The sequence below is a fragment of the Microcoleus sp. B3-A4 genome (assembly GCF_036705385.1).
Lineage (GTDB): Bacteria > Cyanobacteriota > Cyanobacteriia > Cyanobacteriales > Microcoleaceae > Microcoleus.
Window position 1 is genome coordinate 1 of the sequence record NZ_JAUBUI010000073.1, and the last position, 12,992, is coordinate 12,992.

Consider the following 12,992-nt stretch of genomic DNA (forward strand, 5'->3'; position numbering starts at 1 on the left):
CTTTGATAATTTTCGAGAACGCGTATTAGCTTGCTTTTCTAATTAGATAAAAATATCACCGCAAGTTCAGGAGAGCCTTTTGAATTAATTTTTTTTATTAATATGAATCTGAGACCAGTTTAAAAAATAATGCAACTTTTGAAAAGCTCCCAACCCGGATAGTCATCCGTCATTCCCAATTCTAAAATCTAACATCTAAAATCTAACATCTAAAATCTAAAATGGTATGATTTATCCGGGTCGCCAAAAGCAACTTGAAACATTAATTCAAAAATTGGGACTGACGAAGGATGCTTCGATAAAATGGCATCTCCTCGATTTAGCTTTGACTCATGCGAGCGCGTCAGCTAAGGCAAATTACGAGCAACTAGAGTTTGTCGGGGATGCAGTTGTGCGGCTGGCGGCGTCTGAATTGTTGTTTGAGGTTTATCCTGACTGTACAGTGGGGGAATTTGCTGCTATTAGATCGATCTTGGTGAGCGATCGCATTCTTGCTAAAATCGCTGAAAGTTACGGGTTCGATCGCTATTTAATTGTTTCCAGCAGTGCCGCGTCCGACAAAACAGGCGCTGAACCCCGGCTGGCAGATGCTTTGGAAGCGGTACTGGCTGCGCTTTATTTGAGTACCCAGACGTTAGAATTAATTCGCCCTTGGCTAGATTCTCACTTTCAACGCCTAGCGGCGGAAATCCGCAGCGATCCTGCCCGCCAAAACTACAAAGCTGCTCTCCAAGAGTTGACTCAAGGCAAATACAAAACTTTGCCCAAATATAGCGTCCAAGAAACCGGGACAGTGCAGGGCGGGGAGGATCGTTTTACCGCAGAAGTTCTCATTCAGGGAAAGTTGGTAGCAGAGGGAAAAGGTCGATCGATCAAAGCGGCCGAACAAGCAGCGGCTCAGGTAGCTTTCAATAAATTAGTTGATAGTCAGTAGTTAGTTGACTGTTGACTGTTGACTGTTGACTGTTGACTGTTGACTGGTGTTATCAGTTATTTATTAGCTGCTACCAATAACCAATAACCAATAACCAATAACTACTGCCAACAGTCAACAGTCAAAAGTGATTTTTTTGAATTAAAACATAGATAATAATAACAAAATATGCTATAATTACTGTGCGATTTTTTAAATTATTATCAATGAAAATCGGAATAGCTGTATTGGGTGCTGGTCGCTGGGGAGTTAACCTAATTCGCAACTTTCTCGAACATCCCAACAGCCAAGTTTTAGCAGTGGTAGACCCGAATCGAGATTCATTGGTGGCTGTTCAAAAACAGTTTAATCTCGATGCCTCGGTGATTCTAGCTACCAATTGGTCTCAAGTGCAAGCCTTGCCGGGACTGCAAGCTGTGGCGATCGCTACTCCAGCTTCCACACACTACACCCTCGCAGCAACAGCGCTGAAACAAGGCTACCACGTCTTAGCAGAAAAACCCCTCGCCCTCAACCTCACTGAAGCAATAGAACTCTGTCAATTAGCCGAAAAACAGCAGCGACAACTCTTCGTTGACCACACTTATCTGTTTCATCCAGCAGTCGATCGAGGCCAAAAAATTATTCAACAGCATCAACTCGGAAAATTGCGCTACGGTTACGCCCAGCGCACCCATTTTGAACCGGTTCGCCATGACGTTGATGCCCTTTGGGACTTGGCTATTCACGATATCGCTATTTTCAATACTTGGCTGGAACAAACGCCAATTGAAGTAAGGGCGATGGGAACTGTATTTCCGAAGGAATCAGGAAAAGGGAAAAAGGAATCAGGAATAAATAAAGAAGCAGCAGAAATTGAAAATCAATTGGCTCCTTCACTGCTGACTACTAATCCTGCAGAAAAACTAGCAGATTTAGTTTGGGTAACGCTCACCTATCCCGACGGATTTCAAGCATTTATTCACCTGTGCTGGCTAAATCCCGACAAACAACGGCGCTTAACAGTTGTTGGCAGTTTGGGAACCTTGATTTTTGATGAAATGTTGCCAGAAACTCCCTTGATTTTGCAGCGCGACCCTTCAGATTACCGGCGCGAAGAGAATAACTCTTTTGAAAGTGCGTTAGCGAAGCCCTCGAAGAGGATCGCGCCGCCGCCAACAAGCATCAGACACCGCGAAGTGTTGAGTTTAGAACAAGTAGAACCGCTGAGGCGAGTGTGCGATCGCTTCCTCAACTGCGTACAAACAAATACCCCCTGTCTTACCTCTTCGGGCCCGGCTTCCGTCGAATTAATCCGCATTCTCAGCACTTTGAGCAAATCCCTCGAACTCGGCGGACAACCACTAATACCATTTTAGATTTTAGATTTTAGATCGGGAAAATCACTCCTCAACTTTTGAAATTTCCCTTTTCCGTTACTAAGTCCGGACTCTGAAAATAAAAATTTGACTGCTGATTGACAGGCAAAGAAATCATCACTGTAGTACCTTGATTCACGCCCGCGCTGTGCAGGGTAATGCTTCCGATCATAGATTCCATTATTCTTCGCGAGATAGCCAAGCCCAAACCGTTACCGCCAAACTTGCGAGTTTTAGAACCGTCAGCCATCACAAAAGGTTGAAACAATTTCTGCTGGTGCTCGGGATCGATACCAATCCCCGTATCTTTAATTGTCACCACCACCCAATCGCTTTGACCGCTGGAACCCGTCGTACTGTCAGCACTGCCGTTAAAACTACCAGAATTAGTCTTCGATTCTAGCCGCAGAGATATCTTAATGCTGCCCGACTCTGTAAACTTAACGGCATTGCTTAACACGTTTAAAAACACCTGTTTTAGCTTCTCGGGATCGGCATGAACAATAATCGGATCGTGAGGCTCGGGCAAAATTAACTTCAAGCCTTTTTCCTCAATTTGAGTCGCTTGCAAATCAATCGCGTCTTCAAGTACCTGAGTAATGTCAACTACTTCTAATATCATCGAGAACGTGCCGGATTCTATTTTAGCAATGTCCAAAATATCATTAATAATATTGAGCAATTGCATTGACGAATCGTGGGCCCGTTGTAAAAATTCCATTTCTTCCTCTCGGTCATCGCAGTAGCCGTCCCGCACAATTTGAATAAAACCAATAATCCCGTTGAGCGGCGTTCTCAATTCGTGAGAAATATTGCCCAAAAATTCATTTTTTAATTGATTCGCAACTTGCGCTTCTTTGGTTGCGACTTCCAATTCTTTGGCCCAGGATCTGAGGCGCTGCACCATGCTGTTGAGGGCTTCTGATAGTTGATTAAATTCCCTAATTTGGAAATCTTGGGGCACTGTCTGCGACGCTTCCGTATCTACTTTCATCGCGTAGTCTCTCAGCTTTTCCACAGGACGCGCCAAGTCGCGAGACAGATATAAAGTCGCGATGATACTAGCAGCAACCAAACCTACAATTAAATTAAATAAAACTTGCTGAATTTCTTCCAAACCTGACAGAGCGTAATCTAAACGAGAGACAGCTAAAATAATCCACTTGCTGTTCTCCTGTGTAGTTGAAGGACTCGGGATAGCGGCATATCCTGCTAGCAACTCTACACCATTCCTTTCAAAGGAAAATAGGTGCAGAAAAGCTGCTTGTCCGCCCGCGATCGCCCTTCTGACAATACTTTTTAGTCGACCGGCATCTGCCTCTTGGGCGATATTGCCACCCACGCGGTTGATATTCGGATGCGCCAAAATCGTCCCATCTTGGTCGATCGCCACCGTATAGCCGGCTAAAGAACCCTTGGGAGCGCTCGTTTGCACAGGCAAGGCCGACTGCAAACTCAAAGCATAACTCAACTGCAGGGTATTGCCCCGACGAATGTAAACAGGAGCGCTCAACACCAAACTCGCTTGGGTATCGCGGCCTTCTTTACCCGCATCTGGAAAATTCTCACCCCCCAAAGCCCCCTTCCGATCGTTTGCTGTCCCCTGTCGCTGCTGAGGTAAGGACAGACTGATGTAAACGCTCTTGTCGTCCAGCAGCGTTTGCTGCTGCTGTACGGGCGGCCAAAATTTTGCCGGCAGCGACTGAATCGGCTGCTGCCCGCAAGTGCTTGCTATCACTTGATTTGTCTTTAAATTAGTCAATTGCAAGCAATCAACCTGCGCTGGCAACCGCTGCCCTAATTGGGCGATAAACTTTTGATAATCCTTCGGATTTACCGACTGCAACATCGAGCTTTCCGAAGCGCCGATCAGATTCGACTTCAGCGATTTCGCCCACTGTTCAATAGTTTCTGCTTTTCTGACTGCACTTTCTGTCAAGTTTTGACGAGCAGTTTCCAGAAGCGTCGAGCGTGCCTTGCGATAGGTAACATACTCCCCCACCAGTAGAACAGGTACGCTGAGCAACAAAATCCGCGACAGTAAAATACGGCGAAAGGAGGATTGACCTAACTTAACCATAGGAAATATCTAAATTAAGGTGCAACACCCAACAGCGACCATTAAAGTGAAATAAACCAGACCGAAAGCCTGAATCTGTCTAGGGGGCTCTGCTGACTGAACAACACAGCTTCAGAACAACATTTAAACACAATTATAGAAGCCACTGTAGTAATCTCGATTCTAAGTGTGTGGACCCAAATATGCTCAGCAATTTGTTTCGCAAATGCCTGTGATTTCGGTCACACTTCCTTTCTCACTTCTCGGAGCGACTGGCACCTCATCGCCTAGGGACCAATTTTTCAGGCTGCAAAAAAGCCTCGGGTGGACATACCGCAGTTACTTGAAGCTAGAATCGCATGGATGCACTCTTGGATCAAACTTGGATCAAAATTAACGGGCAAAAAGTTCTGTCTCCGGCTAGTGTACACAGAGAATTCTGGCTCGATCGAACTTTTTCTTTCCGAATGCCTTCGAGAAATGGGCCAGAGATGCGCGATGCAAGATTTTGCACCCTGTCAAAGATTTCTTTTGCCACCCCATTGATTCGGTGACAATAATTCACCTGTCAAACAAAAAGAATGAGACGATCGAGCTGCCGATCGACTCTGACAACCCTCATGTAGGGAACCTTGGCCCAAACAGTGGACCCACGCTCCGTAAATTCGCGGTCTCGGCAATAATCTCCATAGCTTAATCGATGAAAAAAAACTTTAGCAATTATACGTATTATTACACAAACAACCGTCCGAGATATCATCACGCTTATTTGATATCTCCCCTTTTAGAAATGCTGGCGACACTTCAGCAGACCAGCAAGACAAAACTCCGAGTTTTGGATCTCGGCTGCGGCAATGGCAGCCTCAGTCACGTTATCGCAGAGCACGGCTGCGAAGTTGTCGGCGTTGACACTTCTGCGCCCGGAATTGCCATCTCCCGTCAAAGTTTCCCCGAGTGTCAGTTTATCCAAGCAGATATTTACGACCTCCCAGATACCGATATTCTGAAATCATTTGATGTTGTCTTAGCTATTGAAGTAATCGAACACTTGCTTTATCCTAAAGAACTAGCAAAAACTGCCAAAAGATGCCTCACTCCGGGAGGAAGACTAATTATTTCCACACCCTATCACGGCTATTTAAAAAATCTGGCTTTAGCGGTTTCTGGCAAACTAGATAAACATTTTACAGTTCTTTGGGATAACGGTCACATTAAATTTTTTTCAGTAGAGACGCTGACCAAGTTATTAGCATCTGAAGGATACACCGACATAAAATTTAAATTTGCTGGTCGGTGTCCCTATCTTTGGAAATCAATGTTATGCTCTAGTACGTTCTCGCCACAAGCGGAGAAATTATGACTTTTGATTTGTTGTGATTTTTCAGCCAATTAATTTTTCTGAATAAACGACCAGCCCTCATGAAAAGTAAAAGATAACTTTTATGGTGAAATGGTGAAACAAATAAAATGACTGTTGGCGTTTGGATATTAGGCGATCGACTTTGGCAGAACCAAGCTGCTATCAACTGCACAGATGATAAATCTTCCCTACTGGGATTTCCTAGCGCGCCACCGCGACAAACTTCAGTCGATCGGTCGCATGAGCTTTCTCCTAGCCAATCTCGACAAAATGCCACCGGCAGAATTGGCAACCATCCGCCAAAAAGCTGCAGATTGGCACTTAGGAAGTCATTAGTCAGCAGTCAGCAGTCAGCAGTCAGTAGTCATTAATCATTTGTTATTTGCTACCCATGCCCCATGCCCTATGCCCCATGCCCTTTGCAATTCTTATTTTTTCCCTGACTTTTCCCTAAACATTCCACAGCGTTTCCACAGGCAAGTCTGAGGTTTTCCACAGATCCGACAAAGTTTTCCACAGAAATTAACGGCACGGTAGCATCTTGCTGCGGAATTGGGGATTTCCTTAACTTGCTGCCCAATCCCTCATAAACCGCCCAGCACCTAAAGATATGTAACAAAAAAGGCCCTGAAAAGCTGATTCTTTGGTAAACCTTTTTTTTATCTAAAGGAGTTTGTAATATGTCGCAACATTGACAAACCCACCCCCTCATAGCGCACAATGATGCGACCGACCTAAAAAAAAGCGCTCTGATTTCGGCTGTGCCTGCACCTGTATCCGGCCGAAGGGGGGTTCTGTTTTCAATTTATTAGCGAGACTAAAAAAAATGATGAACCCAACAGTCAGTATTTTTGCTGAAATTCCCGAAACGCTGCACGATTCTCTCAAAACTTACCTGGAAACCCATCCCGAATGGGATCTAGACCGAGTATTTTGCGCGGCCCTGTCGCTGTTTTTGTTGCAGAATGCCGATAGCGGTACGCCTGAAGCTTCGCGCAGTTATCGCCAAGCTGCGAGAGTTTATCTCGAAACTCTGTTTCAATCTCCTCAAGACTTGCACAGCAACAATGTAACTCCGTCGTCTTAAAGGATCGGAGGAGAGGGGGAGATGCGGTTTCTGGGAAGGATTTTAGTTGACCGAGAGGGCGCGCACTGCATAGGTGTCAACTTAAGCTTAAAATCCCTGAGAACTATCGCTTATAGCTTAATGCCGAGTCCCATTGCATCTCCCTTAAGAAGGGGACTTGGATAGCTTCTCCCCCCGGACTCTCAGGGGATGTCGGAGGGAGAAGCTGGTTTAATCGTCAAACAGTAGACGGGTAGTACATAAGACGCGCTTGTTTGCACCCATGGTGCTTATGGCGCACTCTACAGACTACAAACTCATGGCTGAAGACTACATCATGCCCATGCCGCCCATGCCGCCCATGCCGCCCATGCCGCCCATGCCGCCCATGCCGCCCATGCCGCCCATGCCGCCCATGTCGCCCATGTCGCCGCCGGCTTTTTTCTTCTCGGGTTTTTCGACAATCACAGCTTCAGTGGTCAGCACCATACCAGCGATGGAACCGGCATTTTGCAAAGCCGATCGCACCACCTTAGCCGGGTCAATAATCCCGGCGGCAATCATATCTTCGTACACGTCGGTGAGAGCGTTGTAGCCAACGTTGAACTCGCTCGCCCGCACTCGCTCGATGACGATCGAACCTTCAACGCCGGCATTATCAGCGATTTGACGCAAAGGTGCTTCCAAAGCTTTCTTCACCAAGTCAGCGCCTACTTGTTCTTCGGCGTCTAAAGTATTTGCGATCGCATCTATTTTTGTAATCAGGTGAATTAGGGTCGTGCCACCTCCGGCAACGATACCTTCTTCCACAGCAGCTTTAGTAGCGTTCAGAGCGTCTTCAATACGCAGTTTACGGTCTTTGAGCTCGGTTTCGGTAGCTGCGCCGACTTTAATTACAGCGATGCCGCCGGCGAGTTTGGCGATGCGTTCGGTTAGCTTTTCCTTGTCGTAGTCGGAATCCGTCGCTTCTAGCTGCTTGCGGATTTGCTCGATCCGTTTGAGCACGTCAGCTTTGTGTTCTTCGCCAGCAACAATGATCGTGTTTTCTTTGTCGATCGTAATTTTGCGGGCGGTACCGAGCATTTCTAGGGTTGCGGTATCGATGCTGAGTCCGACTTCTTCGGAAATCAGTTGACCACCGGTGAGCACGGCGATATCTTGAAGCATAGCTTTGCGTCGATCGCCAAATCCGGGAGATTTCGTTGCTGCGATGTTCAATACGCCGCGGGCTTTGTTGACTACCAGAGTTGCCAAAGCTTCGCCTTCAATATCTTCGGCGATAATTAGCAGCGGTTGACCTGTGCGGGCGATTTTTTCGAGAACTGGAATTAGTTCTTGAATCGAGCTAATTTTTTTGTCGGTAATCAGGATGCGAGCGTTTTCGTACTCCACTTCCATGCGATCGGTGTTAGTGACGAAATACGGAGAAAGATATCCGCGATCGTACTGCATCCCTTCGACCACTTCCAATTCTGTTGTCAGAGATTTGGACTCTTCTACAGTAATTACGCCGTCTTTCGTGACTTTTTCCATTGCTTGGGCAATCATACTGCCGACTTCTTCGTCGTTACCGGCGGAGACAGTGGCGACTTGAGCAATGGCGCTTCCTTCGACCGGTTTCGCCAATTTCTCGATTTCCAGCACCAAGTGGGCGATCGTTTTTTCAATACCCCGGCGCAGCGCGACTGGGTTCGCGCCAGCAGCGACATTCTTCAAACCTTCGCGAATCAGGGATTGAGCTATAACCGTTGCGGTTGTAGTGCCGTCGCCTGCGATATCTTTAGTTTTGGAGGCGACTTCTTGAATTAAGCGAGCGCCGGCATTTTCCAGGGGATCTTCGAGTTCGATCTCCCTAGCAACGGTGATACCGTCGTTAACGATTTGGGGAGCGCCGTATTTCTTTTCCAATAGGACGTTCCGGCCTTTCGGGCCCAAGGTGATGCGGACAGCATCGGCGAGTTGATTGACGCCGCGTTCTAGTGCCCGCCGAGATTTGTCGCTAAATGCAACTATTTTGGTCATGTTTGTCTCCAATCGCTTACATTAGCAAATTTAGCACTCTCTGAGTCTGAGTGCTAAGTCGATCGATTTTTGATTGTAGCGCGCCTCAAGGATGTGGGGGGTTGCGGGGGCGGATTGGGGATTTGGGCGATCGTTGCCATTCGCTAAGGACACGGCAGTGCTGTGTCCCCACATATCTCGTGTCGCCACAGATATAATGTGGTTTGTTACATATCGATATAATCAGGTTTTAGTTAATACCAAAACCTAATTTTGATGGCGCGTTATCCCAAAGCAGAATTTTTATTAAAAATTCATTAATTTGTGTTTTCGGTCATCTACCTTTCGATAGAGCTTCTATTCTTTTTTCAAACTTCTACCTTCTATAGCAACCACGCCCGACGATGATGACGTTCTTAATTGCTGAAACATGAACTGAAGATTGCGCTTTCCTTCTTCCTTCAGCATCCATCCGTTAAATCCCGATTCACTGCGCGTTGCCGAACCTTCTTCCTTTCCTCAATCAATCTCAAATTACGCACTAACAAATGGCTCGTTATTCTCGACTGCAAAAACTCGGCTCTTATATGCGCCCGCACTGGAAACCAACCTTCTGGGGCGTTTTTTCGCTGTTAATTGTCAATGCTGTGGGCGTTTACATTCCCCTGCTGATTCGGAATGCAGTTGACACTCTCCAAGTTGCGACTAAATTTGACGAAGTTTTCAACTTCGTGGCACTAATTCTGATTCTCGCCTCAATCATGTGGGTAATTCGGATGGCGTCGCGGATTTTGCTGTTTGGCGTCGGGCGTCAAGTAGAATTTGACCTCAAACAGCAAATATTTAATCATTTATTAACCTTAGAACCGTCTTATTTTGCCGCCAATACGGTAGGGGATTTAATTAACCGCGCTACTTCCGATTTGGACAATATTCGGCGCTTGGTGGGGTTTGCGGTGCTGAGTTTGGCGAATACAGCTTTTGCTTATGCTTTGACTTTGCCGGTGATGCTGGGGATTAATGTACGGCTGACGCTGTTGGCGATCGCCGTTTACCCTTTAATGTTAGTTTTGGTACAGTTATTTAGCGACAAACTTCGCATCCAACAGTTAGCCGTGCAAGAGGAATTGTCGGCGATGAGCGATTTGATTCAGGAGGATATGAGCGGGATTTCCGTAATTAAAATTTACGCTCAAGAAGAGAACGAACGCCGAGCTTTTCGCAATTCCAACGCACAGTTGCTATCAGCAAATTTGGAATTAGCAAAAACTAGAAACTTTATTTTTCCGCTGCTGGGCGGTTTGGCAAGTATCAGTTTGTTGGTGCTGCTTTCTGCTGGTGGCGGGGCAATTGCTAATGGTCAAATTAGCATTGGCGATTTTGTGGCGTTGCTGATTTATGTCGAGCGTTTGGTGTTTCCGACGGCGCTGTTGGGTTTCACCATTACTGCTTACCAGCGGGGAGAAGTGAGTGTCGATCGCATCGAATCAATTCTGACTGTGGAACCGCAAATTAAGGATGCTGCCGATGTCGGTGAGCTGAAAATGCCAGTCAAAGGCGAAATTGTGGCGCGCCATCTAAATTATACTTATCCCGGTGCTAAGACACCCGCGCTTAAAGATGTTGATTTTACCATAAAACCGGGCGAAACTGTCGCAATTGTCGGAGCGATCGGCTCGGGAAAATCAACTTTAGCTAATGCGCTGCCCAGACTGCTGGACATAGATCCGGGTCAGTTATTTGTAGACGGACAGGACATTACCAAAGTAAAATTGACAGAATTGCGCGGGGCGATCGCCTACGTTCCGCAAGAAAGTTTTCTGTTCGGCACTACCATCAAGAATAACATCCGCTACGGAAACCCTTTAGCGGAACAGCCGGAGATTGAAGCGGCGGCCAAACAAGCGCAAATTCACGCCGAAATCCTCAACTTTCCGCAGCAGTACAAAACAGTTGTCGGCGAGCGCGGCATTACTTTATCAGGCGGACAGCGGCAGCGGACTGCACTTGCTCGCGCTTTGTTAGTTGACGCCCCGGTGTTAATTTTGGATGACGCTCTTTCTAGCGTTGACAATCAAACTGCTACCGACATTTTGCAAAACTTGGCAACGGGAACCGATCGCAAAACAGTAATTTTTATCTCGCATCAAATGTCGGCGGCGGCTAGTGCCGATCGCATTTTTGTGATGGAGAGAGGAGAAATAGTTCAGAGTGGCACTCACGTTGAATTGGTAGGGCAAACAGGGCTTTATCAGTATTTGTGGAACCAGCAAAAATTAGAGGAATTGCTGCATTGACCAGTGACCGATACTTTGAGTTATACCAAATCCGGTAGCATCTGAATTAATATTACCCACAGCTTTCGACACCGCGAGTGTCCCGTGTCCCTACAATTAATCCGGGTAGGGACACGGCACTGCCGTGTCCTCTATATAATTCCGGTGCAACCGGAAACGATACCATAGGATTTTGGGGAGCAAGAAGGCACCAAATTTATTGCAAACCGCTTTTAATTAGCTACATTACTGAATGGAACTTCTTCTTGTTGTTGAAATAATTTAATCGATTGCAGACTATCTGAAGCAGCGTCCCAAAGAATGAATTGGAAGCAGTCAGGAATATCGCGAATTGTCAGTGACTTTGAATTAGCAAGCAGGTGAATATTAGCATTGTGACAAGCCTGAAGATTATAGTTAGGTATTCGCTCAGAGAGATGATGAATATTGTGGTAAGCAATATCAGCCGAAAACCAATTGAGAAGAGTTGGTAATTTTAGGTAACTACTGCCTTCAATTGCGCCAAGAAGATAGTCCCAACCCTCGGCTTTATGAGCGTAGGAACCGTCAAAATTATGTTGAACAAAGAAAATACAGATAAAGATCGCTGCTGAACAGGTCATGACAATTGAGTAAACACTCCAGAAAAAGCCAAACCCCAGTAAGTGGCTCAGATAAATCCAGCTACCAACAACACAAACATTGTTGAACAATAAATCCCAAAACTCACCCGTCGTATACCAATGTTTGGATTTATAAGAAGCAATAATTGCAGATAAACCCATGCCGAAATCTTGATTGAGACAAGCAAAAATATGTCGGATAAAACCCGTAGTTCCCAATATCAGCGCGAGTCTTGGCTTAATAATTAGATAGAAAAAACCACCGGGAAACAGCATCAATGGGTGTCTGAGTAACTGATACATCTTTTGACTAAACGGAGTTAGCGCCGCAAATTTTTCGGTGGATATCAACGCCGAAGGGCCGCGGTACATATCCCAATTACCATTATGTTTGTGGTGATAAGCGTGTCCCCTCGACCAGGGGTACTGAGGAATCGCATTGATGATACCTAGGACAAAACCCATAATACGATTGACTTTTTTGGAACTAAAAAGAGAATAGTGTCCGCAATCGTGCATCAAAGAGAAACAACGTCCTGAAAAAAGTGTCATCAACACCATTATCGGCGGAAGAAGGAATACAGAAATGGTAGCCGCTTTAAATGCTAAAAACCATAAGAATGTATAAGGAATCACTGTATTGAGTATTTGGCAAGTAGCTTTCCAATTGTTGCTCTTCATATAAGGAGCTAGCACAAAATCGGACTTTTTTATCGCGCTTTTCATTCAGTATGTCTATGGTGTGTGGATAAGTGCTTAGCTTAGCATCAGCATATGGTGGCTATTTTTGGCATTGTTTGGTTGCAGCTAATTGCATGAATTGCGGTTTAAATTCCGCCCATGCTTTACAAACCTGCTGGTAATATTTAGTTCATTAGCTCCTCCTTTGGGTGGTTTCGCCAAGCTGAAGTTCATCCCAGCGTTGACGTACTTAATCATAGCTGAGATATTGCACCATTCTCAACTAGCCTTTTATTGGCGGGCTCTCCTGCCCAACCCCTACTCCCCACAATAAAATCACTCTTCGCTTCACAGGCCGGAAAGCGTGTTAAGCGAGAATGGTGCAAGATGTAAGTCATAACAAACGGCAGGAGTAATTGCTAATCGTTGCAGTAAATCGATTTCTATTTGACCGTCACCGATTAGCAGAATAATAATTTCTTTGGGGGAATTGTAGATCCCAATGATTTGAAGCAAATTTGAGATAGCGGATGCCTCTATTGACCGTAGTTGCAGATAATCTGTTACCGATAATTCAGTGAAAAATTGCAAGTGATGCGGATCGACCTTCGGTGATGTATGCCACTATTGTTGC

The 12,992-nt window shown here is 45.8% G+C and carries 10 protein-coding genes; 6 read left to right on the forward strand and 4 right to left on the reverse strand.

Annotated features, from left to right (window positions below; all coding sequences use genetic code 11):
* The first annotated feature begins 226 nt into the window (after positions 1-226).
* Both rnc and QUB33_RS22700 read left to right on the forward strand, forming a co-directional pair.
* Positions 227-934 carry a ribonuclease III gene (gene rnc / locus QUB33_RS22695; protein WP_190735973.1) on the forward strand — a complete coding sequence of 236 codons (708 nt, stop codon included), beginning with the start codon at positions 227-229 and terminating at the stop codon, positions 932-934.
* Positions 935-1,140: 206 nt separating this feature from the next.
* Complete coding sequence (locus QUB33_RS22700; RefSeq protein WP_333354612.1) at positions 1,141-2,292, forward strand: Gfo/Idh/MocA family oxidoreductase; 1,152 nt, start codon at positions 1,141-1,143, stop codon at positions 2,290-2,292.
* 31 nt (positions 2,293-2,323) lie between these two features.
* Here the strand turns inward: QUB33_RS22700 and QUB33_RS22705 are convergent, their stop codons facing one another.
* Positions 2,324-4,372, reverse strand: coding sequence for an ATP-binding protein (locus QUB33_RS22705; RefSeq protein WP_333354615.1), 2,049 nt, complete (start codon positions 4,370-4,372; stop codon positions 2,324-2,326).
* Positions 4,373-5,051: 679 nt separating this feature from the next.
* On the opposite strand from QUB33_RS22705, the gene QUB33_RS22710 reads away from it, so the two are divergent.
* The 3 genes from QUB33_RS22710 to QUB33_RS22720 all read left to right on the forward strand — a co-directional run bounded on the left by QUB33_RS22710 (position 5,052) and on the right by QUB33_RS22720 (position 6,798).
* Entirely contained in the window at positions 5,052-5,711 is a 660-nt protein-coding gene (locus QUB33_RS22710; RefSeq protein ID WP_333354618.1) for a class I SAM-dependent methyltransferase, read from the forward strand.
* Positions 5,712-5,885: 174 nt separating this feature from the next.
* Positions 5,886-6,047, forward strand: coding sequence for a hypothetical protein (locus tag QUB33_RS22715; protein ID WP_333354621.1), 162 nt, complete (start codon positions 5,886-5,888; stop codon positions 6,045-6,047).
* Positions 6,048-6,540: 493 nt separating this feature from the next.
* On the forward strand, positions 6,541-6,798 hold the full coding sequence (locus QUB33_RS22720; protein WP_050813024.1) for a DUF2811 domain-containing protein: 258 nt from the start codon (positions 6,541-6,543) through the stop codon (positions 6,796-6,798).
* Between the two features lie 309 nt (positions 6,799-7,107).
* On the opposite strand, the gene groL is transcribed toward QUB33_RS22720, so the two are convergent.
* Both groL and QUB33_RS22730 read right to left on the reverse strand, forming a co-directional pair.
* The gene (gene groL, locus QUB33_RS22725) at positions 7,108-8,799 is read right to left on the reverse strand and encodes a chaperonin GroEL (protein WP_333354624.1); all 1,692 of its coding nucleotides are present in this window, start codon (positions 8,797-8,799) and stop codon (positions 7,108-7,110) included.
* Positions 8,800-8,829: 30 nt separating this feature from the next.
* The gene (locus QUB33_RS22730) at positions 8,830-8,988 is read right to left on the reverse strand and encodes a hypothetical protein (protein WP_333354626.1); all 159 of its coding nucleotides are present in this window, start codon (positions 8,986-8,988) and stop codon (positions 8,830-8,832) included.
* 338 nt (positions 8,989-9,326) lie between these two features.
* On the opposite strand from QUB33_RS22730, the gene QUB33_RS22735 reads away from it, so the two are divergent.
* On the forward strand, positions 9,327-11,075 hold the full coding sequence (locus QUB33_RS22735) for an ABC transporter ATP-binding protein (RefSeq protein WP_333354631.1): 1,749 nt from the start codon (positions 9,327-9,329) through the stop codon (positions 11,073-11,075).
* A gap of 212 nt (positions 11,076-11,287) precedes the next feature.
* Here the strand turns inward: QUB33_RS22735 and QUB33_RS22740 are convergent, their stop codons facing one another.
* On the reverse strand, positions 11,288-12,403 hold the full coding sequence (locus QUB33_RS22740; RefSeq protein ID WP_333354634.1) for a fatty acid desaturase: 1,116 nt from the start codon (positions 12,401-12,403) through the stop codon (positions 11,288-11,290).
* Positions 12,404-12,992 lie beyond the last annotated feature (589 nt).